Below are 24,240 nucleotides of genomic sequence, written 5' to 3'. Positions count from 1 at the left end.
ACAAATATATACAAAACATTTAATTTACCGCATTATTTTCCGCTGAAAAGCCCAAACCAAAGCCATGGAATTTAACTGCTGTTACCCAACGTTTTAATTTTGAATTAATATTTTTTTAGTAATCATTCCATGGTCTGTTTGGAAAGTTATAAAATAAACACCATTACTAATATCATTAACTAAAATATAATCAAAATCATGATTAACTGTTCTAATTTTTTCTCCTAATATGTTATAGATTTCAATTTTATCGATAACTAAATTATTATTAGTGAAATATAGTTTTTCTGATACTGGGTTTGGAAAAATTGTAATAGTCTTTTTATTTAATTCAAAATTATCAGATGTTAATGTAACTGTTCCTGTTAATGGTGTAGCAAATTGTATGGTGGCAGAATCTGTTTGATTTGAGTAATCACAAGTAACAGTTAAATTAGTTCTATAAGTTTCAACTATTAGGGAATAGTTACTATTATTCAAAATAGGTATGTTAAATGTGTTGTTCAATAAACTAAATTGAAATAATGGGGCATATTCATAACAAACTTTTAATTTTATTTCATTGCCTGTAATTACATAGTAACTATCAACAAAAAGAATGTATTCAGTCTCATAAACTTCTAAATTCACATCAATAGAATTAGAGCCGTTTGGTGACACACTCATTGTGTAAATATTTTGGCTTTTCATAGAAAAGCTTGTAAACATGAAAATTATAAATAGTAAAATAGTTATAATTTTATAATTATCTACTTTTTTTAGATTGTCTCTTTTCATAATTTTATTGTTTAATTAAAGTTTTTGCATCTACTATTTGACCATCGCATATTAGTGCTAAGGTATAAAAACCGTTTTGATAATTTGTAATGTCAATTGATATTTCTGAATTATTCGTATCTAAAATGTAATTATTTGATGTATTATTGCCTCCATAATATCCCATTATAGTTATGTATGCTGATTGCACACCATTTAACTTATAAGATATTATTGTGTTATTACTTGTAGGATTGGGTGTAATTGTTTCTAATATACTTGGTTTTAAAATAACTTCTACTTCATCATAATCTTTGAAACCATCTGTTATAGCAATTATTTCTAACTTATATTTTTTGGTTATGTCAGATGAAACAGTCAGGTCTTTTCCTGTGTATATTAAGTTACCATTTGTATCATACCAATTATAAATTGCTGCTTCATTTATTTGTTCTGCACTAATTGTTATGGATTGGTTTTCGTCTATTTCTAAATTATCTCCTGCATTTGCAACAAAAAGAGGTCTAGGTTCTTTTTGTATATTGATATGTGTAACATCAATTAATGTGTTGTTTTCAGTGCTGTGCTGTGTTAGTATATAATTGAAATTGTTTTTATTTGTTAATTCTTTTGTTAGAAAGTTAAATGTTGTGTTAAAGAAGTATTGTTTATTTGGTTGTAAAGTCACATTATTTAAAATACAATTATTGTTTGTAACAACAATGGTCTTTTCATTATTTGTTGTTTTATAATTATTTCCTTGTTTACCTCCATTATCCCATGCGTCGAATAAATCTTGACTTAATTCAATGCTAATTTCTGCTTCATCATAAATAGCTTTTCCATATTCATTAGTTTCTGTTTTAAACTCTATGTTATATGTTTCTACAGAACTTTCTGGATTGTATATTGAGTTTATTGTTCTTGAAAAAGGCTCATTGCCATTAGATACATATACATTTTTAGAAGCTATATTGTTATTGTTGAGTATGTTATTGTGTATGTTTGAGGTTTCATTTAAAATAGGATCATCTATGGAAATAATTCTTGTTAATAAATTATAGTAACTTCCATATAAACCAGGAAAAGGAGGGTAGAACCCCATGTTGAATTCCAATATTGTTTCTTCTCCTGGAGCAATAGATGGAATTGTAATGTTACCAGCTTCGTCTCCAAAGAGCGTGGCTAACTGATTTGAATACGCATCACCATAATTATCAATCCAATGATATGGCCAAATAAGGCCATAAGTAGACCAATAAAGATATAATTGTTCATTGCCATTAGAAGCAACAGAGCCTTTATTTCTAATTTTTACATATACATAATTATTTGTATTTGTTATTGGTGTTTGATGTGTGGAATTTATTAACCCATCTGGTAGGTGTCTTACCCAAATATCTTCACTTAAAAAAGTGTAACTGCTACTATTATTTGGTTCAATCCCAAAATCTTGAGGAGTATCTTTAGTATACAAATCAATATCATTAGTGTTCATGCTTTGAGCTAAAACAACTGACGCATTAGCATCAACTAATCCATAGCCCATTTCTATATTCCATGTTCCATTTGGTCTATTAAAATTTGTTTGATAAGAATAGGGAGTATTAGCATTAACTTTTTGAGCAGTACTTTCTATAATATTGTTAACTTCAATATTAGTTAAATTAGGATTAACAGAAAGTATTAATGCAGCAATACCAGCAACATGAGGAGCTGCAGAGGATGTACCTTCAAAGTTTAAATTAAAATAGGAATTGTCAATTTCTAAAGCTTTTGTTGTAGGAATATATGTACCAGGTGCCATTACATCAATTTTTGAACCATAAGCACTACCCCATAAAGTTTGTCCATCACAGGAACTTGGATTTTTTCGTTCGCCGCAAGGCGAAATAGCTCCAACAACTAAAAAATCATCATTGCTATTTGCAGGATAAGTAACATTAGAACCTTCAGAATTTCCAGAAGCAAAAACAACAACACAACCTTTTCCATTTCTGCCTAATGTTAGAGCATTTATTAAAGCATCATCTAATAATTGATTTTGAGTAGGTTGGTACCAAGAATTGTTAACAACATCAGCACCATTTTGCCAAGCCCAATTTATACCATTAGCCAAATTTTCTGAATTTGAAAAGATAGTACTTATTGACATTAATTGACAATTTGGGCTTACGCCACTAATGCCAGTATTGTTGTTTTGTGTAGCGCCAATTACACCTGCGCAAGCAGTGCCATGTTGGCCGTAATAATTACTTGGCGAAGTACCTGTTTCACAATCATAACTTAATGGGTGAATATTTGTTAATTCAGGATGGTTTAAATCGATGCCTTGGTCTATAACAGCAACTTTAATATTGTTGTTTCCAGTTGTTATATTCCATGCTTGGCAGGCATTAATATCAATACCATTAGTTGCAAAAATATTTGGAAAAGAAGAAATTTGTTGTCCTGTATTTTCAAGACCCCATTGTTTATTAAAATAGGTGTCATTTATACAATTTGTTAAATTTTCTGTTGTGTCAAATGTGGCGTTATTTTGAAAAACTTCAGTTTCTAAAGAAATAAAATTAGGAAAAGCTGTTTTAAACAAACCAGATTCATACAAAAGATTAGATAAAGTGAGAGCATTTTCAACTGTATATTTTGTACATTCTAATGAGTACCAAAGAGGCATAAACTCATTTTGTTTGATAATAGCAAAATTGTATTCTTGAGCTTTTTGTTCAAGTAAACTAAAATCACTTTCATTTTTAAGCTTTACATAAAAATGTTTAGACAACGCAACTTTATCTCCTATTGAAGTTATAAAGCAAGGAGAAACATTTTCTATAGAATTAATGTTTTTTATAGAATTTATTTTTTGAATATACTCCAAGCTGTTAGGTTCATTCTGAAATGTAACAACAGTCCATTTTTGATTAATTGAATTTTCGTTTTTCAAACTAAAATCTAAAATATTTTCGTTGTTTAGTACTGATTTTTGGAAATTATTGTTTACTCCTAAATAAATTGAGTTTTTATCATGATTTAAAAATATTTTTTCTCCTTTATAATAATAAAAATTACTGTTTTGAGAATAAATAGTTATAGATATTAAAAAAAATAAAGCCGATAAATGTAATTTTGTTTTCATGTTATTTTCCGTTTACGTTTCTCAAAAATGTTGGGTAACGTGTTGCAGCTAAAAGAAGTGGCGACGAGCCAAGACCAAGCCAAAACAAATATAACGCAAACTTTTGAATTTTCGGAGAAAATTCGGAAGTATGCCCTTGCCTAAGCCATTGCTTTTAACTGCTGTTGTATGCAGTATTAATTAATTAACTCGAATTTCACAGGAAAACTATTTCCACGTACCGTTCCAATACCAGTAACAATTCCATTCTCAATTTTTTCAAATTTTACATTCATAACTTCTCCAGCTTTAAATGGAAAGTTTGGCAATGTTATTTCTGTCATTGTTGCATTATATTCACATTCATTAATCCAAACTAAATCTGATTTTATGTAATATTTTTCATTTCTCAAATATTCAATATGTTTATTGTTCTTGATTACCACGAAAGCCGTTTTGTCATCATTTTCTACATATTTTAGTTTTGAATGTTTCAATATTTTACAATCTTGAACTTTTTCAGTTTGTGAATATGAAATAATCGTAATGAATAATGTTGATAAAGTTAAAATTGATTTAAGTAATTTCATTTTTGTTAGGATTTTGATTCTAAAATATTGCATACAACGTTTCGCAGCTACAAGAAGTTGCGTACTTCATTCACTGTCAATTACAAATATAAACAAAACTCTGATTCAATAATTACCAATTCTGATAAATTCCAAGCCTAGCAATTTCTTGTAACTGCTGTTATGCCTAGTTTTTCTTCTTTTCGAGTTGTTTCGCAAACTTATTGTCTGTTTTCGTTGGACTATTTTCTAATGCTCTTATGATAACGTCTTTTAGATCTTCTACTTCACTATACTTTTCTAAAATAGGTCTTAGATTTTCCATTTTTTGCATAGAAATTGACGAAATTACCCAACCTTTAGAATTATTATCCCAAGAGTTTAAAAACTCAATTAGTTTAGTTTGCAATTTTTCGTCTTTTTCAAAGTTTGCTAAACATTGTATAGCCAAAATTTGTTGGTTTTTATTTTCTGAATCTATAAATTTCCAACAAGTTTTTTTGACAGCATTTGTATCATATTTAATATACATATTTATCAAAATATCAACAGGCAATCCTTTTGGGAATGATGAGAATAAAACAAATAAATCATCAGATGCTTTTCCGCAATTATTTGCCATTAATGCAGTTGTGCTCCAAGTTTTTAAAAGTGAACTTTCATTTGAGTTAATTCTGTTGATTAGTTCGTTGTTAAAAGTACTGTCATTTGCAACTCCAATCAATCTATAAGCTAAAACACGCTTATCAGTAGTTTCAGAATTAAATAGTTTTTCAATGTTTTTAAAATATGAAGAGCATTTATTCAAATTTTTCAAACTGTCCTTTGCTTCATATTCAAAAAGCAAACTGTTAATTCTATAAAAATCTTCTTCTGCAAATTTTTCATTGTTAGAAGCTTCAAAAATTTCTTTGTCCAATAAAATTGGAATTTGGCATTCTTGTCCATTCGAGATATTAATAATAAAAATTAATAAAAATGAAAGTGAAAATTTATTCATTAATTGTCTGTTTTTATCGCTTCGGTTAAAATTAGGTATAACGTTCCCGCGCTTTGCGATGTTGCGTAATTTTAGCAAAGACGTTAACAAATATACCGAATATTTTGAAAACCAATGTTGATTGAAAGCAAAAAAAATTTTTACTAAAGTATTCTGATAAATCCCATGCCTAGCAATATCGCAAAACGTGTGTTGGCGGTAGTATTTTATATAGATTCAAATTTTCCGTTTCTGTATTCAAATAACTTTTCAGAAACTAAATGATCTCCATTTTCATTTATTTCGCTTATTGTCTGTTTAAGTTTCTTAATATTTTCTTTGTCATTTTTACCTGTAATAATCAACAAATCGCGCGATGGAATTCCTATTACAATTTCACCTTTAACTTTAAAGTTTTCTTCATTCCAAATGTCAAGCAAAATCATACTTGATTCATAATTTCCGTCTGCCAATAACATAAAGTAACCATTTTCTCCGTGTCTTTCGATTTCTATAGAGTTTGACAGATTTTCTATTGCAATTCTTCTGAGTTCACTTTTTTCAACGTTTAGTTTTTCAAAATCTTCTTGAGTTAAATAATTTATGTTTGTTTCTGTATCTTCGACGTAGAAAATATAAAGTTCGCTATTATATTTTTCGAAAGTGTGATTTTTTTCAAAATTTGGATTTATTTCAAATATGCTTTGAATAAAGCGTTCATCTTTTATTACGGGTAAAATATCAGATATATTAATAGTTTCGTTTGGTTTATACAAACTGTCAGATGAATTTAAATATTTTTCAAAAACTTCTTCAATACTTTCAGGTTCTCTTAAATATTCAGAATAACAATTATTCAGAAAATGTTTGTATTCGTTTGAGTTATCAAATTCTGTTTGGATTTCAAGACCTTTAATAGAAAATATTTTCAAGCCTTCAACTTTTTCAGTAAGTCGTTTCGCAAACTCTGTAGAAAATTCAATTTCGGTAAGCATATTTTTTAAATTATATTTTCTCGTTTCCGCTCGGCTAATATTACCGCCAACGTTTTGCAGCTAAATTTCTGTGGCGATAATTAAGCTACGGCTGACACAAATATAGAAAAAACCTTTCAATAAGCGCATTATTTTCGGCTGATAAAACCCAAGCCAAAGCCATGAAATTTAACTGCTGTTGTACGCAGGCTTTTATTTCATGTTCTTCAATTCTTTTTTTAAATTATATATAAAAATCATTTTTAGGATTGTGCTTATTCCAAAAAAGAACGCTGGTCTTCCACTTCTAATTAGGTTTCTATAATTAAAATTATAAAATATTTTTTTACTTCGAGTAATTATTGTTACATCGAGAGAGTTTAGATAGAATTTATTATTTCTAAGTTTAATTTCGTCATATTTTTTAAAATACTCCCAATTTAAGTTGTTTAAAGTTTTTGCTACAATTTCAAAATTATTTTTTTCTGTTAGTTTGGTATTTATTTCACTAAAATATTCATCTTTCCATTGAATATATATAGTAAATAAAACAGGTAAAATAAAGTGTAAAAAATTAATTTCAAAATTAAATTCTGTTGATATCAGTATACATACTGGGATAAATAATAAAGTGCTTGTAAAGCCACCCAATATTATGTCAAACCAATTATCAGAATTCCTTTTTAATTTCATATTTTTTTCGAAGCTTGCGTACAACGTTTTGCGGCTTGCTCTCAGTGGCGTTGAACCAGCACCAAGCCATTACAAATATAACAAAACATTCCATTCAGCAGCGGATTTTCCGTAGGAAAATCCCGAAGTAGCCATTGAAGCAAACCGCTGTTAGCTACAGTTTTTATTCTTGCTTGTTCAAATAATCAATTAGTGAATTATATAAAGGATACATAGTTCCCTGGTCTGTCCAACCGTCCCACATTAAATTTACATAAATTTCATTTTGATAAATAAAATCAGCTTTGCTTGGGTCATAAATAGATATTCCAGTGTATAAAGAAGTATTGTTGTTAGTTTCTTTTCTTTCTTTTGTAAAGTGAAGTATTACAAAAGAACCATAATGATTATAAGCGTTTTTTAAACCAATTCTATCAGAAACACTTGGAATTTTATCTTCTAAATTTTTAGAAATAATATCTTTTTGAAATTCTTCAAACGTCATTATTTTGTCAAAAAAATTCAAATTTTTAACCATCTCAAGTGTGTACTCATCGTTTGGAACAATTATTAATTTTTTTAAAATGTCTTTACTAATTTTTTCTTCTTTAATGACAGTTACAGCTTTGTTTTTTTTAGCTGGAAAGTATCCAGTTTTACTATCTGTTTTAGATGTTTTGTTAAAAGTTCCACACGAAATAGAAGTAGAGATGCATATCAAAATGGTAAGTAATTTAATAGATTTCATTTAGTATTTCTTAAAATTGTTGCTAACGTTCCGCAGCTAAATTCCGTGGCGGAACTTTGCTACGACTAACACAAATATAGACAAAACATTTAATTAACCGCATTATTTTCCGCTGAAAAGCCCAAACCAAAGCCATGGAATTTAACTGCTGTTATAACGCGTAAACTAACACAAAGTTAAAACCCAGTTTACACACAAAGAATTGCTACGTTCAGTTCGGACGAAAGCTTTAAGGTTTTTCAATTTATTGAAAAAAAAATAGAGTAGAAGTAGTTCAATTTTTTCAAATCCAAAACTTTGCAAACTCTGGATAAGTAGAAAGCTGAAAAGTTCGCAAACGTAAGCTGAAAATTCGGCGAGTGAAACTCCACAAAGAAATTCAAATTCTGAAGTTTTTCTGAAGCCAGATTAATTTCAAATCAACAAAATTCAGTTCGGACATTTTCGGTTAAAATTTCTCTTTTCGGGTTTTATTAAACAGCTTTTTTACACGCACAGAGTTTATGCGTTATAACGTTTTGCGGCTTTGTTTCAGTGGCTTTGATTAGTCACTGACCAAAGCAAATATAAAACAAAATTACGAATCATAGAGGTTTTTCCGAAGGAAAAACCAAGCCCAAGCCATTGAACAAAACCGTTGTTAGCAGACGTATTTAATTTATCTGTTTCATTATTTTACAACCTAACTCAAACCAACTTTTAGTTTCTTTTTGTGGAAAAACAACATTTCCATTAAAACCTTCTCCTGTTATTCCAATTTTGCAATTTTCAGGTATATTTTCACCAAACTCTTTTTTGGCAACGTGAAATAAATCAACTCGATAATCATTTAATAAGTGAAAAGCAGCAGATAATACAACTCCTCGTGGGTCTTCATTTTCGTCCGTAAGATATTTAATTAAAGCGTGCTCTTCAAAAAGAGATCTTTTATCCGAAACACCATCAGATTCGTCGTCATCTTCAAATTCGTCCTCTGCGACGTCTTCTGGCATTCTTGGAATATTATATAATTTTGATAATCTTTCGAAGGCAACTTCGGCTTGTTCTGCGTAGGAATTAAACTCTGTTTCTATTTCAGTAATTAAATTGCTGAGATTTTTATCTGTTTCAATCCAATTTTGCACTAAATTTTCTTCCATAAAAATTTTGATTTATTTCGATTTTTGAGAATATGTCTGCTAACGTTTTGCAGCTAAATTTCAGTGGCGATAATTAAGCTACGACTAACACAAATATATACAAAACATTTAATTTACCGCATTATTTTCCGCTGAAAAGCCCAAACCAAAGCCATGGAATTTAACTGCGGTTATAACGCGTAAACTAACACAAAGTTAAAACTCAGTTTACACACAAAGAATTGCTACGTTCAGTTCGGACGAAAGCTTTAAGGTTTTTCAATTTATTGAAAAAAAATAGAGTAGAAGTAGTTCAAATTTTCAAATCCAAAACTTTCCAAACTCTGGATAAGTAGAAAACTGAAAAATTCGCGAACGTAAGCTGAAAATTCGGCGAGTGAAACTCCACAAAGAAATTCAAATTCTGAATATTTTCTGAAGTCAGTTTAAGTTCAAATCAACAAAAATCAGTTCGGATATTTTCTGTGAAAATTTCTGTTTTCGGAATTTATTAAACAGCTTTTTTACACGCACAGAGTTTATGCGTTATAACGTTTGGCAGCTACAAGAAGTTGCGTACTTCATTCACCGACAATTACAAATATAACCAAAACTTTTATTCAACAATTACCAATTCTGATAAATCCCATGCCTAGTAATTTCTTGTAACTGCTGTTATGGCTAGTACTTTTTAATCTTTAAATTTTATCGTTTTAATAGCTTTGAGGAATTCTATCTGATTTTTTTTCTTCAAATTGTAACCGTTAATTTGAAAACTCACTCCTTTTCCATCAATTCTTGTATTTTCAAAATACACACCAGTGGTTCCCATTTCGGGTTTTTTAGGGACAACAATTTTTGCTTTCAAACCATTAATTTTCTCATAATAAAAAGTGTCTTTTTTAAACTCTAAAAGCTTGTTTTTTCCACCTCGTGCAAAGAATTTATAAATAGGTTCATCAATTGTGTCTGAATTGCTAAGTTCCCAATCTGGAGTAAAAATACTGTCGTTATTTATAATGTAATAATAGCCACCATTAAAGCTTTCTTCAAGGTCACTCGAATATAATCCATAGTCAAAGTATAATGTGTCTCTTTTGTCGATTCCTATTTTACCTATAAATGAATCAATTCCACGTTCTTTTATGTAATTCCATTTTTTTGGTGTTTTCATTGAGAATGCACCAAAATCTATTTTATTTTCACTACTATAATTGAGTAGTAGAAAAGCTAAAAAAAGCAGATTTAATATTTTCATAATTTCGTCTTAGAATTTCGGTGCTTTAGTATTAGCCATAACGTTTTGTGGCTTGCAAAAGTGGCGTAAACCAACACCAAGCCTTCACAAATATAAACAAAAATTGGAAAATCCGACAGGATTTTCCAAAATAGGAGCGAGCCTAGCCATTTTTGCAAACCACTGTTGTAACTAGTAGCTGTTTTAATTCAGATTGCGTCAATTCGGAACGAATTTATGTAAGTTGAATTCAAACTCTCAATACAAAGTTTTTCAGCAATTTATTTATCCACAAAGTTCAGAAATTGAGATTTTCAACTTAAAAAAAAATATGCTTGATTAACGTTTACATAATTTTCAAGATTTCAGAACAAAGACTTTCAAGCAAACTTTTCGACAAAGTTCGGTTTCATATTTTTCTGTTTTACGAAAAGATGCTTGATTTATAATTTCGTTCTTTTCAAAATTTCAGCACAAAGTTTTTCAGATAAACTTTTCGACAAAGTTCAGTTTGAGAATTTTCTATTTTACGAAAACATGCTTGATTTACGATTTCGTTCTTTTCAAAAATTCAGCTCAATATTTTCAATTTAATTTCAATAAAAGTTCAGTTAATTTCCTTTATCTGCGATTTTTCGAGCTATTAGTTACAACGTTTTGCAGCTTGGCGAAGTGGCGGATATAGTTACACTTACTTTCATTTTAGAACTATTGCTTATTAGAAAACCGAATGTTTGATTAAAACCGAAACTCGCCATTTTGCCAAACTGCTGTTACATGAAGTTATTTTTTTAAAGTTTGTTTGATAGATAATGCAATAGCTTTTGCTAACAAAGGAGGAACTGCATTTCCAATTTGCACCATTTGTTTTGATTTTGTTCCCTTAAATATAAAATCATCAGGAAATGATTGTAATCTTGCCATTTCTCTAACTGTAATAACTCTTGGCTCAATAGGATGAATATTCACACCACCATGATTTTCTTTTATAGTACAACTAGCTTCGTTCCAGGGGCATTTTTTCCATGAATCAGAGTATTTATCATATAAACTTTTTCCTTCAGGAACTTTAGCCAATCTATCTTTCATTTCATCTGAATGTTTGGTTCTGACATGATTAAATTTTGGGTTATCTTTTAGTTTAACTAAATCTCCTATGGCCTCTTTTGTGGTTATATATGAATCAGATTCTAAAATCGGAGCAGGATGATAGTTTTTTTTACCTATTCTATTTGCAATAAAAATAACTCTCTCTCTTTTTTGAGGAACATAATAATCTGCTGAATTAAGAACAGTTACATTTACTTTATATCCAAGATTTTCAATATCTACTCTTATTTTGTCTTCGACTTTTCCTTTTAACATTGAGCGTAAACCTTTTACATTTTCGGCAACAATAAATTCAGGTTGAAGTTCTTTTATTATCTCCAACATATCTTTATACAGAGAATTTCTTGGGTCTTCGACAACTCTGTTGCCTGACATACTAAAACCTTGACAAGGAAAACCGCCAGAAAGAACCGTCAGGTTCTTTCCCTTTAGTTTTTCTTTTACAGTGTTAATGAACTTATCTTTTATCTCTCTTTTTGTTATATCTCCTTCAATTAATGGATGAGAAAAGTTTTCTCTATATGTCATACCAGCTTCTTTAAACCAATCTAAGCCACAAACTTGGTTGAAGCCTGCCATTTCAAATCCTTTAGCCATCCCGCCTGCGCCACAGAATAAGTCGGCTGAAGTTAAATCTAAATTTTGAACATTATCCCATTCGTCAGAAATGTCAATCCAATTAATTGTGTCCGTTTTTGTTGATTTAGGAGCGGTAAGTTCTACATCTTCTATTTCAGGTGCAAACAACGATTTTTGAACAAAATATTCTAAAGCACTTTCCTCAACTCTGTGTACACCTCCGATTTTATTTGATTGCAATTTTCCTGAATGAATATATCTTCTAACTGATTTTTGAGATACATTTAGTTTTATAGCAATATCTTCAATTCTTAATAATTTAGTATTTGTGTCCATATTTGTCTAAATTTGTCCAATTATGTCCAAATATAAATATAGTTTTTTAAACTGACAATAAATTATTAAAATTGAATCTGAATTTTAATGAATTTCTAGCAGAATGGACTTGAAATTCGCCTAATGAAAAGCGATCTTTACCATATTTAATTGTAACACTACTTTTTTCTGTAAAGTCGTTTGAATATTCAATTAAATCCGGATTGAAAGTGATGTTTTTCAAATCGGCTTTTTCCACAAGTTTAGAGTTTATATTATTTTCGTTTAAATATAATGACCATAAAAGATAATCACATTCATTTAAAAATTTCACATATTCACTTAAAAGCAATGATAGTTTTTCTTTGTCTTTTACTAAAATTCTAAACTTTTCTTCATTCATATTTCCGTCATACCAACCCTTTTTAGAAAAATATAGGTCAAATGTTTTTGGGGAAGGTTGTCCAACTTCAGGTGGACAAACTTTAAATGACTTTGATTTGTTAGTTTTTACAGATAATGTAGCATTTTTTTCAAGAAAAAAATCAACTCCGCTTTTGCTATGACCTCCACGTTCCCTTTTTTCTGTTCCTGAATATTTTATAGGTTTCAAAGGGAATAAATTAGTTTTGTTGACTTTATAATGATTTTCGAACGCTTTTAGAATTATTTTATCTGAGTTATTCATCAATCTTTCATTGTTTACACCTGAATCAAGATTAAAGACGTTACAAATCGCTAATTCGGCAGTATCACCAAGCAAAGAATTATTTATTTCTTTTTCAACTTTTAACAAAACTGGAAAGTTTTCTCTGTGAAGTCTAATTTTATATCCTGCTCGATTCGTGTGTAATTGTAATTCTAAAACCGTTTTTCCTTTGTATTTAATTGTATTTGATTCTACCCATTCATTTACGGTTGGTTTTGTGAAAGTGAAATTTTTTGAATCAAAAGTCAATTCAGGTAAATCATCTCTTTTTAATATTTCATAATGAAAATTATTGTCTTTAATATAAAACCAACAATTTAAGTCACTTACTAATGCATAATCAACAATAATTGGTAACATTTCGTCAATATGATTCAAACAAAATGTCTTAAAATTATTTCTTGAAATTTCTTCTGTTGATAAATGTCCAAAGAAATGATTGAAAGTTTCGTCTCCAGCCTGTCCAACCACTTTTGGTGCAAACATTTTCCCACTTCCTTGAAATGTTCTAACAGAAAATGTTTCGTTATTTGTGAGTAAAAAGTTGTGAGGACATCTTTTTATAAATGGTGAAGTATACTCTTTAGAGTTAGATAAATATTCAATTGGTTTTCTTCCTCTAAATATTTTAGGAATTATCCTAGAATTAAGGAAAGTTATCAGTAATTTTTTGTCAACCCTTTCTAAAGAAATGTCATTATCAAGTTTGTATTGTTGGCAGATTGCATACTGGAATGTAATTCCAAAAGTTTCATTATTCATTTTATTAACTTTTACAGTTTCAAAAATACAGTTTTTCTTTTGAATTATCGTTCGCCAATAATTTCATGTAACTTGTTTATATGTATGATGTAGTCATACATATATGCCCAATTTTGGCTGTATATGTATGATAAGCATCATACTTTTTTCTAACCCAAATCTAAATAAAATTTTTTATATTTAATTCATAATTGAACAAAAAAAAAACTTATTTAAAAAGTACATACTCCATACATACTCCGTACATACTCCGTACATAGTAGGAATAAATAATAAAAAAAAAAACTAAAAAATTTCGCTTATAAAAGCATTTTTTTAGGTCTATAAAATTAAAAACTTACATTTTATCAACCGCAACTTTATATGTTGGGTCTTCCATAATGTTCACATCAATTATGGCTTCTGCATTTTTAAGTAAATCAATACAGTCGCTACTTAAGTGTTTTAAATGTACTTTTTTGTTCAGTTTAGCATAACGTTCAGTTATTTTATTAACTGCATCAATAGCGCTCATATCGGTAATTTTACTTTCGGCAAAATCAATTATAATTTCGTTTGGATCATTTTCAACGTCAAATTTTTCAGCAAAAGCAGTGGTTGAACCAAAAAATAAGGGTCCAAATAATTCATAATGCTTTACACCATTTTCATCCACATATTTTCTTGCACGAATACGTTTAGCACTTTCCCAAGCAAAAACTAATGCTGAAATAATTACTCCAATTAAAACTGCTAAAGCTAAATTGTGCAGTAAAACCGTAATTAAAGTAACTACTAACATTACAAAAATATCGTGTTTTGGCATTTTGGTAAAAGCTTTAAAACTGGCCCATTCAAAAGTTCCAATAGCAACCATAATCATTACGCCGGTAAGCGCTGCCATAGGCAATAATTCAATTACTGGCGCACCTACTAAAATGATGGTTAAAATAGTTAATGCAGCTACAATTCCAGATAATCTCGCTCTTGAGCCCGATGATAAGTTTACCAAGGTTTGTGCAATCATAGGACAACCGCCCATTCCAAAAAAGAATCCGTTGGCAATATTTGCTGTTCCTTGGGCTAAACATTCTCGGTTACTGTTTCCTTTAGTACCTGTAATTTCATCTACTAAATTAAGTGTCAATAAACCTTCAGTTAAACCAACGGCAGCCATTATTAAACCATAAGGAAGAATAATTTGCAACGTTTCTAAAGTAAAAGGAATATTTGGAATATGAAATGGAGGTAAACTTCCACTAACTGAAGCAATATCTACCACTTGTTTTGTTTCTATATCAAAAAGTAAAACTATTGCAAAAACCACTAAAATAGCCACTAAAGAAGCCGGAACTGCTTTGGTAATTTTTGGCAAAAGAATAATTATTGCAATGGTTAAAGCTACTAATCCTGCCATTATAAGCATAGGTGCTCCAGTTAACCATTCTTTTTGTCCGTTTACAACTGTTTTAAATTGTTCTAATTGCGACATGAAAATAATAATGGCTAAACCATTTACAAATCCAAACATTACCGGTTGTGGAACTAAACGAATAAATTTACCCAGTTTTAATAAACCAACTATTATTTGAATAACTCCTGCCATAGCAACAGCTGCAAAAACATAATCTAAACCGTGCGATTTCATTAAAGCAATTAAAACAATAACTGTTGCACCAGCACCTCCAGAAACCAATCCTGGTCTACCGCCTAAAATAGCAGTAATTAATCCCATTATAAAAGCGCCATATAACCCCACAAGAGGAGGGAAGCCTGCTAAAATTGCAAATGATAAGGATTCAGGAATCATAGTCATTGCAACAGTAAGCCCGGCTAGGATTTCTATTTTATAATCTACTTTTTGAGAAAAATCGAATAAGTTGAGTGCTTTACGCATTTATTTTGCTTTAAATTTTAAAAATGCAAAAGTAAGTTTTTAAAACTGCAATGGCAATCTCAAAAGGCAAGAACATTTTTTAATGAATCAAAAACGAAAATGAATTTTACTTATTAACTCTAATTTTATATTTAAAATCTAGTTTTAAAGTCTAAAATTTTTAAAATTGGTATTTAATAATTTATTTTTTTAAAACAGAATCTGGCACTAATCTAGAAATATCTCCACCATTTCTAAGTACATCTCTTACTATACTTGAAGAAATATAAGAAGTTCTAGCAGCAGTTAGCAAGAAAACAGTTTCTATTTGCGATAAAACCCTATTGGTATGTGCAATTGCTTTTTCAAATTCAAAATCGGCTGGGTTTCTAAGCCCACGAAGAATAAAATCGGCTTTTTCTTTTTTACACAAATCTATTGTTAATCCTGTATAAGTAATAACTCTAACTTTTGGTTCATCTTTAAAAGATTCTTCAATAAATTTTTTACGTTCATCAAGCGAAAACATATATTTTTTCTCAGCGTTTACACCAATAGCAACTATAACTTCATCAAATAAAGAAACGCCTCTTTTAATAATATCAAAATGTCCGTTGGTAATTGGATCAAATGATCCTGGAAAAATGGCTCTTTTCATAGTTTTTATTTTAGTGAATCTAACATAGCTTTTACATCTTCTTTTAAATACTCACCTACTAAGTTGCTGAATTTACCATCTTGACGAATTATTAATAAACCGTAACAGTTTTCTTTGAGGTTAAAAAAATTATTTAAAAAATAGTTGTGATAATCTTCGAAATAAGTGTTGTTGTCAATAATTTTTTTTGCAGCTTCTTTATCTGAAAAAACATAAATACTTCTACAATCATTCATGTCAATATCATTATAAACATTATCATCAAGCCATTTTTTTTTGTTATTTAGTTTTTGATAATTATCATAATGGCAATTAAATTTTGGTTGTGTAAAATTTATAACTAAAAATTTTTCATTTCCCCATTTATACACTTCTTTTAAAGCTTGAAGTTGATAATTTGGTATGTCAATTTGACTAAAAGTTAAATTAGTTACAAAAAAGCAAACTAATAATAGGTAAACGTTTTTCATAGTTTTTATTTTAGTGAATCCATTAAATTTTGAATATCAATATGTGAATATTCTCCAATTATATAATTGTATTTCCCTGCTTTATTAATTACTAAAACACCATAACAACTTCCTTTTTTATCAAAAAAAGTTTTTAAGAAATAGTGTCCAATGTCGTCGTAATGGGTTTTAAAATCTAATATTTTTTTTGCTGCTAATTTATCTGCATAAATAAAAATAGTTCTGGAGTTTCTTTCGCCAACTCTATCTAAAATACTTTTTTTAACCCAAAGATAAGACTTCTCTAAACCTGAATAATTCTCGTACGGACAATAATCATTTGGCATTCTATAATTAACCACAAGAAAATCTTCGTTTTTCCAATCGTATTCATACTTTATTGAAACCATTTGATTTTTAGGCAATACCTTTTCTTGAGAAAAAATATTTTGAGATAAAAAAACTAGTATAAAAAGTATAATTATTTTTTTCATAGGATTATTTTAAAATTACTCTCTAATTATTTCGTAAATAGTGTTTTCATTATACAATGTTAGTATATCTTTTCGTGAAAAACTTTTTATAGTTGTATAATTTTCATCAATATTAATTTCATCAAGACCTTTGTAACTATTTAACGTAAATTGATTTAATAAAACGAAAATACTATCTTTTGTAATATTACTTACTTTTAAAGTAGAATATTGTCCGTTTATATTAACTTTATAAATATCATTTTTTTTCGGTTCTAGAATGTAAACTTTTTCTAAATTATTCATTTGAATACCTGTGTAAATTCCAAAAGATAAAATAGAAATTAAGATAATAATACCAGAAAATTGCCAAATTGGAAATTTAATAGGTTTTTTACTCTTTTCATATTTAATTGTTTGTTTAATACTGTCATTAAACTCTTTTAATTGAAATTCTTTTTCACACGCAGTACAAAACACTTTTGTAATTCGCTTGTTAGGTAAAGTAGGAATAAATAATATTCTAATAACACCACCATAAACCCTATATTCTAAAGAATCTTTTTGTTTACAATTAGGGCAAATTGCATTTCTAACTTTTCCGGTTTGAATAATATTTTGTTCGGATAGAATTGGTATCATTCTTATTACTTTAAAGCTTCTTCAATTGCATTTTCAAAAAGTTCAGACAATGAAATGCCTGCTTCATTTGCTTGTTGTGGTAAAATACTTTCGTTTGTTAAACCAGGAACTGTGTTCATTTCAAGCATGTAAGGTTCGTTATTTACAATTATAAATTCACTACGAGAAAACCCTTTCATTTTTAAAATTTCATAGGCTTTTTTAGAAACTATTTCAATTTTTAGTCTTAATTCTTCAGAAATACGTGCAGGTGTAATCTCATTAGATTTTCCTAAATATTTAGCTTCATAATCAAAGAATTCGTTTTCTGAAACAATTTCTGTCATTGGTAAAACTCTAGTTTTTCCTTTATAACTAATTACTCCAACAGAAACTTCAACACCATCTAGAAAACTCTCAATGATAATTTCATTATCTTCTTTATAAGCCGTTTCAATTGCAGGTAAAAATTCTGCTGCCGTTTTTACTTTAGAAATTCCAAAACTAGACCCCGATTTATTAGGTTTTACAAAACAAGGTAAACCTACTTTATTAAGAATTTTATCAACATTAATTTCATCGCCTAAATTCAAATAAAATGATTCAGCGGTTTTAATTCCGTAAGGTTTTAATACTGAAAGTAAATCTCGTTTGTTAAAAGTCAATGCAGCTTGGTAATAGTCGCATGAAGTGTGAGGAATCTCAAGTAATTCAAAATAAGCTTGCATTAGTCCGTCTTCGCCTGGTGTTCCATGAATGGCATTAAAAACAACATCAAAAGTTATTTTAGTTTCATTTATGGTAACAGAAAAATCATTTTTATCAATAGTATATTCTTTCCCATCTAAAACACAAGCCCATTTTTCTTTCAAAATATGAACAGGAAATATATTATATTTATTAGTATTTAAATTTGCACAAACAACACCACCACTGGTTAATGAGATTTTATATTCGCTAGAATATCCACCCATTATTACTGCAACGTTTCTCATATAATTATTTTTAATCGTATGTGTACAAAATTACATTATTTATTCAAACTAAAAATCTTTTCGATTTCTTATATTTGCTGAAATATCTACAATTATGAGTATTAAAAACTTTTTAACGAGTAAAACATTTTTTATTCAAATTGCAATTGCATTTGCAATTGTGGTTGTTTCGGCATTTTTATTAATGCAATTTTTAAGTTTTAGAACTAATCATGGTGAAGAAATGGAAGTTCCTGATTTATCTAAAATGCAGTTTTCTATTGCTGAAGAAAAATTAGCTGAAATGGGACTTGAAATTATTTTGTTAGATACTGTTGATTTTAAAGATGATTTACCTCCTTATTCTATTGTAGAACAAGACCCTAAAAGTGGTAGTACAGTAAAAGACGGAAGAAAGATTTATGTAAAATTAAATGCAGGTGAATACAATGAAGTTACTCTTCCTGAGTTTAAAGATAAAACTTACCGACAAATTATTGCAAATTTAAACTCATTAGGCTTAAAAGAGGGTAAGAAAACATATAAACCACATATTGCTAAAGACATCGTTATACAAATAATGAGTAAAGGTAAAAATCTTAAAAAAGGAGATAAAGTTAAAAAGAATACTGTAATTGATTTCGTACTAGGTGATGGAAAAGAATTATATGATGGAACTAATTTTGAAGGTTCAACAACAACTGAAGATGATTCAGAAAATATTAAAATAGAAGAATTTGTAGAAGATGGAGAATAATACTGTAGATAATGATTTTGATGATGATTTGTATGAACATCATCGTTTTGTAGCTGGAAAAGGACAATCTCCTTTGCGTGTAGATAAATATTTAATGAACCTGATTGAAAATGCAACTAGAAATAAAATTCAACAAGCGGCAACATCAGGAAATATATTTGTAAATGATATTGCAGTTAAGTCAAATTATAAAGTAAAAGCAAATGATGTTGTAAGGGTTCTTTTATCACATCCGCCTTACGAAAACCTTCTAACTCCTGAAGATATTCCGTTAGATATTGTGTATGAAGATGATCAATTGCTGGTTGTAAATAAACCTGCTGGAATGGTTGTACATCCTGGTCATGGAAATTATTCGGGAACACTTGTAAATGCGTTGGCATTTCATTTCGATAATTTACCAATGAACAGCTCAGAACGTCCTGGATTGGTTCATAGAATAGATAAAGATACTTCGGGTTTATTAGTAGTGGCTAAAACAGAAAGTGCAATGACGTATTTAGCGAAACAATTTGCCGATAAAACTTCTGAAAGAGAATATATTGGTATTGTTTGGGGAAATATTGAAGAAGATGAAGGTACAATTGAAGGAAATATTGACCGTCACATTAGCAACAGAATGCAAATGGCCGTTTATCCTGAAGGAGACAAAGGAAAACCAGCTGTAACGCATTTTAAAGTATTAGAGCGTTTAGGTTATGTTACATTAGTTTCTTGTAAATTAGAAACAGGTCGTACACACCAAATACGTGTGCACATGAAATATATTGGACATACTCTATTTAATGATGAGCGCTACGGCGGAAACTTAATTCTTAAAGGAACTACATTTACAAAATATAAACAATTTGTAGATAATTGTTTTAAAGTATTACCAAGACAAGCACTGCATGCTAAAACATTAGGATTTGAACATCCAGTTACAAAAGAATTTATGCGTTTTGATACCGAAATTCCTGCCGATATTCAAGAATGTATTGATAAATGGCGTGTGTATTCAAAAGCACAAACTATTGAAGAAGAATAAATAACAATCAAGCAAATGAATTATAAGGAACTATAATTCATTTGTTTTTTACAATAAAAACACACTAAATAAAAATAGTGTACATTTGCATAATAATTAGAGATGGAATTAAATATGAACCCCATCTCATTAATAATGAAAAAGAATTACTACTTCATTATTAATTGCCCACAATGGGAATTCATAATTAATTTATATGTCATTTAAATCATTAGGCTTATCTGAAGCCTTGCTAAAAGCTATTAGCAAAAAAGGATACGAAACTCCTTCACCTATTCAAGAAAAAGCAATTCCACCAGTATTAGAAGGTCATGATGTTTTGGCTTCAGCACAAACAGGAACAGGAAAAACGGCTGGATTTACACTTCCTATATTACAATTATTATCGCAAGAAGCACCTTTAAGAAATAGACCAGTTCGTTCATTGATATTAACACCAACAAGAGAATTAGCCGCTCAAATTTATGATAACGTTCGTGAATATGGAGAATTCTTAAATTTACGAAGTGCTGTTATTTTTGGAGGAGTAAATCAAAATCCACAAATTGCAACATTAAAAAATGGAGTAGATGTTTTAATAGCCACTCCAGGTCGTTTATTAGACTTACAAGCACAAGGTCATTTATCATTAAACAAAGTTGAAATTTTCGTTTTAGACGAAGCTGATAGAATGTTAGATATGGGTTTCCTTCGTGATATCCAAAAAGTAATGAAATTGATACCAGCTAAACGTCAAAATTTGATGTTTTCAGCAACTTTTTCAAAAGATATTAAGAAATTAGCTCACGGAATTTTAAATAATCCGGTTCAAGTTGATGCAACTCCAGAAAATTCTACAGTTGATGCCATTAGTCAAAAAGTATATCGTGTTGCTAGAGAAAAGAAAACAGGATTAGCTATAAAATTAATTTCAGAAGGAAACTGGAAACAAGTTTTAGTTTTCACAGGAACAAAACATGGTGCAAACAGACTTTGTGAAAGTTTTGAAAAAGCGGGGATTACTGCTGCTGCAATTCACGGAAACAAAAGTCAAGGTGCACGTACAAAAGCATTAGAAGGTTTTAAAAAAGGAACGGTAAGTGTTATGGTAGCAACTGATATTGCAGCACGTGGATTAGATATTCCATTATTACCACATGTTATTAATTTTGATTTACCAAATATTTCTGAAGACTATGTTCACAGGATTGGTAGAACAGGTAGAGCAGGAGCTAGTGGTGAAGCAATTTCATTAGTAAGTGCTGATGAAACTTCGTTTTTACTTGCAATTGAAAAATTAGTTGGTTTAAAATTACCAGTTGAAATTGTTGAAGGTTTTGAACCCGATCCAAACGCATCTACTAAACCAATTAACAGACAACAAGAAGCGCGTGAGTTTAGAAAACAAAAACAAAGAGAAGCTTCTAAAGCAAAAACGAACTCAAATTCATCTTCAAAAGAAAATTCAACGGAAAAGAAAAGAGTTTTTACAAATAAAAGAAGATAATTACATTAAAAAAGGTCTGAATAAGTTTCAGACCTTTTTTGTGTTTTTACTTTTTTAAAGTTCTTCAGAAAAAGTATCATGTTGTCTAATATCTCCGCTATTATATCCTTTCATAAACCATTTCATTCTTTGTTCAGAAGTTCCATGTGTAAATGAATCGGGTACAACATGACCTTGCATTTTACTTTGGATAGCGTCATCCCCAACTGCGTGAGCAGCGCTTAATGCTTCTTCAATATCTCCACTTTCTAAATACTTTTTATTATAATGTGCCCAAAGACCTGCATAGAAATCAGCTTGAAGTTCTAAACAAACAGAAAGCCTATTCCCTTCAACCTTACTTTTTTGTTGTTGCAATTGTCTTACTTTTCCCGATGTTCCCATTAAAGTTTGAACGTGATGTCCAACTTCATGAGCAATTACATAAGCAATTGCAAAATCACCGCCTTTAGCTCCAAAACGAGTTCGTAATTCTTCAAAAAAAGTTAAGTCCATGTACACTTTTTTATCGGCAGGGCAATAAAATGGTCCTGAAGCTGACGATGCTCCACCACATGCAGTTTGAACAGATCCTGAAAATAGAACCATTCCTGGTTCTTCATAGTCTCCTAAATTATTTTCAGCATAAATTTTGTTCCAAATGTCTTCAGTATCTGCAAAAACCGTTTTTGCAAAATCACCAAGTTCCATTTCTTCGGCAGTTAATTGTCTTTCTTGAACTTGTTCTGTTTGTTGACCTTGATTTAATTGTTCTAATACTGGAGTTAGCATTTTAGCGTTTTCGCCACCAAAAGCATTTAGTAAAAGAATTACAATTCCAAGTAATCCACCACCAGCAATTGCTTTGCCTTTGGTAGACATTCCTCTTCTGTCTTCTACATTATCACTTTGTCTTCTACCTTTCCATTTCATAGTAAATAATTTTTGTTAGTATTTTTTAAAGAGCAAATCTAAATCCTAAATATAAATCTGCTTGTGTTGAATCGTTTATTAATGCTGTTACAATAGAACCTGAACCCATGAAAAAACCACCTAATCTAAAACCTAAGCCCGTCGTGAAATCTGAAACTTCATTTTGTGAAAATGGTAAATAGATTTCATAGTTTTTACCTGAAAACCTTGGAGTTAAAGTGTAAATGTTTTGAATTGTAGTAAAATCATTTTCAGAATCATCTGATACTTTTTGTTGTATATAACCAGAAACATACCATTTATTATAAATATGGTAATCTGCATAAGCATTAATTACTGTTGGTAAATTAATTTTAAAATCTTTAGTTGAACTAGTTTTAGTTAAATAACCACTGCTAATTAATACATCTTCAATTTCAGTAATACTTTCTGAACCATCAAATTGATTTAGGTTTAAACTCTCAAAACCTTGAATTTCTAAATTATAATTATTAGAAACATTATTATCAGATTTAAACTTCATTGATCCAATATTACGAACTGAAAGCCCAGCATTTAATCGATAACCCGATTTGTTTTTTGAAGAATCATCTGTGTTGTCAGCGATTTTTTCTTTCAATTGGTAATTGAATCCAAAATCTACACCAAAACCATTTAAACCGCCTGCAAATAATTGACTATAATTTGAACTATCTGTATAATTATCAGCTAAACTCCCTGAATAAGAAATGTTTACATTTGCATTTGCGTTACTCAATTCTACGTTTCCTGCAATATTAGTTACATCACCTGTTAAATGATCTACACCTAAATTCATATAAGATCCTGGGAATAATAGTTTAAAAGTAGCTCCAGCATTAAATTTATGCAAATCATTTTCAAACAATGTTCTAGAGGCTCCAAAACCTATTTCTCCCCAAGTAACAGCATTTAATCTTTGATTGTAATTTGAATTTATTTGTGCGGTTCCTAAGAATGAATTTGTAACTGCATCTCCAAAATTAACATCGACATCTATTGCATTTGCTTTAATATTTGCAGCTGAGTTTATTAAAAAGCCCCATTTTTTGTATTTCATTGCAAATGAAGGACCTTGTATTACAGCATCTAATCTAAAGTTTGCTGGTTCTGAACCTGTGAAAAATTTATTCTCAATATCTTCACCTTTTAATAATTCTTGAAAACTAATTTTATTATTAGAAACATTTGTACTAAAATTAAATACATTAACCTCGTATGAAGTAGACAAATTGTTTAATTCAGCAGGGTTAATAGTTGCATTTAAAATTCCAATTCTTTTGGAAATATTAATTCCAGAAAAATGTTCTTGTGCATTAGCATAAAAGCTTATTAGAGCAATACTTAAACAGAATATTTTTTTCATA

Annotated in this window: 22 protein-coding genes; 3 read left to right on the top strand and 19 right to left on the bottom strand. The window is 29.5% G+C overall.

Annotated elements, in window-relative coordinates; translation table 11 throughout:
* Positions 1-93 precede the first annotated feature (93 nt).
* The 17 genes from OLM55_RS10765 to OLM55_RS10685 all read right to left on the bottom strand — a co-directional run bounded on the left by OLM55_RS10765 (position 94) and on the right by OLM55_RS10685 (position 18,694).
* Entirely contained in the window at positions 94-777 is a 684-nt protein-coding gene (locus OLM55_RS10765) for a T9SS type A sorting domain-containing protein (protein WP_264558910.1), read from the bottom strand.
* Between the two features lie 4 nt (positions 778-781).
* Positions 782-3,892, bottom strand: coding sequence for a S8 family peptidase (locus tag OLM55_RS10760; protein WP_264558909.1), 3,111 nt, complete (start codon positions 3,890-3,892; stop codon positions 782-784).
* Between the two features lie 176 nt (positions 3,893-4,068).
* A complete protein-coding gene (locus OLM55_RS10755; RefSeq protein ID WP_264558908.1) occupies positions 4,069-4,461 on the bottom strand; it encodes a hypothetical protein in 393 nt (130 codons plus the stop codon).
* Between the two features lie 166 nt (positions 4,462-4,627).
* Complete coding sequence (locus tag OLM55_RS10750; RefSeq protein ID WP_264558907.1) at positions 4,628-5,440, bottom strand: hypothetical protein; 813 nt, start codon at positions 5,438-5,440, stop codon at positions 4,628-4,630.
* A gap of 206 nt (positions 5,441-5,646) precedes the next feature.
* Positions 5,647-6,414 carry a DUF1444 family protein gene (locus OLM55_RS10745; RefSeq protein ID WP_264558906.1) on the bottom strand — a complete coding sequence of 256 codons (768 nt, stop codon included), beginning with the start codon at positions 6,412-6,414 and terminating at the stop codon, positions 5,647-5,649.
* A gap of 192 nt (positions 6,415-6,606) precedes the next feature.
* Entirely contained in the window at positions 6,607-7,086 is a 480-nt protein-coding gene (locus OLM55_RS10740) for a hypothetical protein (RefSeq protein ID WP_264558905.1), read from the bottom strand.
* Between the two features lie 163 nt (positions 7,087-7,249).
* Complete coding sequence (locus tag OLM55_RS10735) at positions 7,250-7,813, bottom strand: hypothetical protein (RefSeq protein WP_264558904.1); 564 nt, start codon at positions 7,811-7,813, stop codon at positions 7,250-7,252.
* A gap of 653 nt (positions 7,814-8,466) precedes the next feature.
* The gene (locus OLM55_RS10730) at positions 8,467-8,952 is read right to left on the bottom strand and encodes a hypothetical protein (protein WP_264558903.1); all 486 of its coding nucleotides are present in this window, start codon (positions 8,950-8,952) and stop codon (positions 8,467-8,469) included.
* Positions 8,953-9,622: 670 nt separating this feature from the next.
* Positions 9,623-10,189, bottom strand: a complete 567-nt coding sequence (locus tag OLM55_RS10725) for a hypothetical protein (RefSeq protein ID WP_264558902.1) — start codon at positions 10,187-10,189, stop codon at positions 9,623-9,625.
* A 762-nt stretch (positions 10,190-10,951) separates the two neighbouring features.
* Positions 10,952-12,193: a DNA cytosine methyltransferase gene (locus OLM55_RS10720; RefSeq protein WP_264558901.1), complete on the bottom strand. Its 1,242-nt coding sequence runs from the start codon at positions 12,191-12,193 to the stop codon at positions 10,952-10,954.
* Positions 12,194-12,239: 46 nt separating this feature from the next.
* Positions 12,240-13,643, bottom strand: coding sequence for a hypothetical protein (locus tag OLM55_RS10715; RefSeq protein ID WP_264558900.1), 1,404 nt, complete (start codon positions 13,641-13,643; stop codon positions 12,240-12,242).
* 337 nt (positions 13,644-13,980) lie between these two features.
* Positions 13,981-15,519 carry a SulP family inorganic anion transporter gene (locus OLM55_RS10710; protein WP_264558899.1) on the bottom strand — a complete coding sequence of 513 codons (1,539 nt, stop codon included), beginning with the start codon at positions 15,517-15,519 and terminating at the stop codon, positions 13,981-13,983.
* A gap of 181 nt (positions 15,520-15,700) precedes the next feature.
* On the bottom strand, positions 15,701-16,156 hold the full coding sequence (coaD, locus tag OLM55_RS10705) for a pantetheine-phosphate adenylyltransferase (protein WP_264558898.1): 456 nt from the start codon (positions 16,154-16,156) through the stop codon (positions 15,701-15,703).
* Between the two features lie 5 nt (positions 16,157-16,161).
* Positions 16,162-16,626, bottom strand: a complete 465-nt coding sequence (locus OLM55_RS10700) for a hypothetical protein (protein WP_264558897.1) — start codon at positions 16,624-16,626, stop codon at positions 16,162-16,164.
* Between the two features lie 5 nt (positions 16,627-16,631).
* Positions 16,632-17,099 (bottom strand): hypothetical protein, encoded by a 468-nt coding sequence (locus tag OLM55_RS10695; protein WP_264558896.1) that lies wholly within the window; start codon positions 17,097-17,099, stop codon positions 16,632-16,634.
* Between the two features lie 15 nt (positions 17,100-17,114).
* A complete protein-coding gene (locus OLM55_RS10690) occupies positions 17,115-17,720 on the bottom strand; it encodes a hypothetical protein (protein ID WP_264558895.1) in 606 nt (201 codons plus the stop codon).
* 5 nt (positions 17,721-17,725) lie between these two features.
* On the bottom strand, positions 17,726-18,694 hold the full coding sequence (locus OLM55_RS10685) for a D-alanine--D-alanine ligase (protein WP_264558894.1): 969 nt from the start codon (positions 18,692-18,694) through the stop codon (positions 17,726-17,728).
* 94 nt (positions 18,695-18,788) lie between these two features.
* On the opposite strand from OLM55_RS10685, the gene OLM55_RS10680 reads away from it, so the two are divergent.
* From OLM55_RS10680 to OLM55_RS10670, 3 genes are all read left to right on the top strand, one after another.
* Positions 18,789-19,430, top strand: coding sequence for a PASTA domain-containing protein (locus OLM55_RS10680; RefSeq protein WP_264558893.1), 642 nt, complete (start codon positions 18,789-18,791; stop codon positions 19,428-19,430).
* Entirely contained in the window at positions 19,420-20,457 is a 1,038-nt protein-coding gene (locus OLM55_RS10675) for an RluA family pseudouridine synthase (RefSeq protein WP_264558892.1), read from the top strand. The genes OLM55_RS10680 and OLM55_RS10675 overlap by 11 nt, the downstream gene beginning before the upstream one ends.
* A gap of 196 nt (positions 20,458-20,653) precedes the next feature.
* A complete protein-coding gene (locus OLM55_RS10670; protein ID WP_264558891.1) occupies positions 20,654-21,943 on the top strand; it encodes a DEAD/DEAH box helicase in 1,290 nt (429 codons plus the stop codon).
* A 54-nt stretch (positions 21,944-21,997) separates the two neighbouring features.
* Here OLM55_RS10670 and OLM55_RS10665 read toward each other — a convergent pair whose 3' ends face one another.
* Positions 21,998-22,855, bottom strand: a complete 858-nt coding sequence (locus OLM55_RS10665) for a neutral zinc metallopeptidase (protein WP_264558890.1) — start codon at positions 22,853-22,855, stop codon at positions 21,998-22,000.
* 25 nt (positions 22,856-22,880) lie between these two features.
* Entirely contained in the window at positions 22,881-24,239 is a 1,359-nt protein-coding gene (locus tag OLM55_RS10660; RefSeq protein WP_264558889.1) for a DUF5723 family protein, read from the bottom strand.
* Position 24,240 lies beyond the last annotated feature (1 nt).

Origin of the sequence: Flavobacterium sp. N2270 (assembly GCF_025947225.1) — a bacterium.
Taxonomy (GTDB): domain Bacteria; phylum Bacteroidota; class Bacteroidia; order Flavobacteriales; family Flavobacteriaceae; genus Flavobacterium.
This window is presented reverse-complemented; position numbering and strand designations above follow the sequence as displayed.

Bases quoted from the DNA above. Each gene is read 5' to 3' on its own strand.
- coaD (WP_264558898.1), bottom strand. From the start codon at position 16,156: ATGAAAAGAGCCATTTTTCCAGGATCATTTGATCCAATTACCAACGGA.
- OLM55_RS10665 (WP_264558890.1), bottom strand. From the start codon at position 22,855: ATGAAATGGAAAGGTAGAAGACAAAGTGATAATGTAGAAGACAGAAGA.
- OLM55_RS10710 (WP_264558899.1), bottom strand. From the start codon at position 15,519: ATGCGTAAAGCACTCAACTTATTCGATTTTTCTCAAAAAGTAGATTAT.
- OLM55_RS10695 (WP_264558896.1), bottom strand. From the start codon at position 17,099: ATGAAAAAAATAATTATACTTTTTATACTAGTTTTTTTATCTCAAAAT.
- OLM55_RS10740 (WP_264558905.1), bottom strand. From the start codon at position 7,086: ATGAAATTAAAAAGGAATTCTGATAATTGGTTTGACATAATATTGGGT.
- OLM55_RS10750 (WP_264558907.1), bottom strand. From the start codon at position 5,440: ATGAATAAATTTTCACTTTCATTTTTATTAATTTTTATTATTAATATC.
- OLM55_RS10765 (WP_264558910.1), bottom strand. From the start codon at position 777: ATGAAAAGAGACAATCTAAAAAAAGTAGATAATTATAAAATTATAACT.
- OLM55_RS10675 (WP_264558892.1), top strand. From the start codon at position 19,420: ATGGAGAATAATACTGTAGATAATGATTTTGATGATGATTTGTATGAA.
- OLM55_RS10760 (WP_264558909.1), bottom strand. From the start codon at position 3,892: ATGAAAACAAAATTACATTTATCGGCTTTATTTTTTTTAATATCTATA.
- OLM55_RS10670 (WP_264558891.1), top strand. From the start codon at position 20,654: ATGTCATTTAAATCATTAGGCTTATCTGAAGCCTTGCTAAAAGCTATT.
- OLM55_RS10755 (WP_264558908.1), bottom strand. From the start codon at position 4,461: ATGAAATTACTTAAATCAATTTTAACTTTATCAACATTATTCATTACG.
- OLM55_RS10685 (WP_264558894.1), bottom strand. From the start codon at position 18,694: ATGAGAAACGTTGCAGTAATAATGGGTGGATATTCTAGCGAATATAAA.
- OLM55_RS10735 (WP_264558904.1), bottom strand. From the start codon at position 7,813: ATGAAATCTATTAAATTACTTACCATTTTGATATGCATCTCTACTTCT.
- OLM55_RS10700 (WP_264558897.1), bottom strand. From the start codon at position 16,626: ATGAAAAACGTTTACCTATTATTAGTTTGCTTTTTTGTAACTAATTTA.
- OLM55_RS10730 (WP_264558903.1), bottom strand. From the start codon at position 8,952: ATGGAAGAAAATTTAGTGCAAAATTGGATTGAAACAGATAAAAATCTC.
- OLM55_RS10715 (WP_264558900.1), bottom strand. From the start codon at position 13,643: ATGAATAATGAAACTTTTGGAATTACATTCCAGTATGCAATCTGCCAA.
- OLM55_RS10720 (WP_264558901.1), bottom strand. From the start codon at position 12,193: ATGGACACAAATACTAAATTATTAAGAATTGAAGATATTGCTATAAAA.
- OLM55_RS10690 (WP_264558895.1), bottom strand. From the start codon at position 17,720: ATGATACCAATTCTATCCGAACAAAATATTATTCAAACCGGAAAAGTT.
- OLM55_RS10745 (WP_264558906.1), bottom strand. From the start codon at position 6,414: ATGCTTACCGAAATTGAATTTTCTACAGAGTTTGCGAAACGACTTACT.
- OLM55_RS10725 (WP_264558902.1), bottom strand. From the start codon at position 10,189: ATGAAAATATTAAATCTGCTTTTTTTAGCTTTTCTACTACTCAATTAT.
- OLM55_RS10680 (WP_264558893.1), top strand. From the start codon at position 18,789: ATGAGTATTAAAAACTTTTTAACGAGTAAAACATTTTTTATTCAAATT.
- OLM55_RS10660 (WP_264558889.1), bottom strand. From the start codon at position 24,239: ATGAAAAAAATATTCTGTTTAAGTATTGCTCTAATAAGCTTTTATGCT.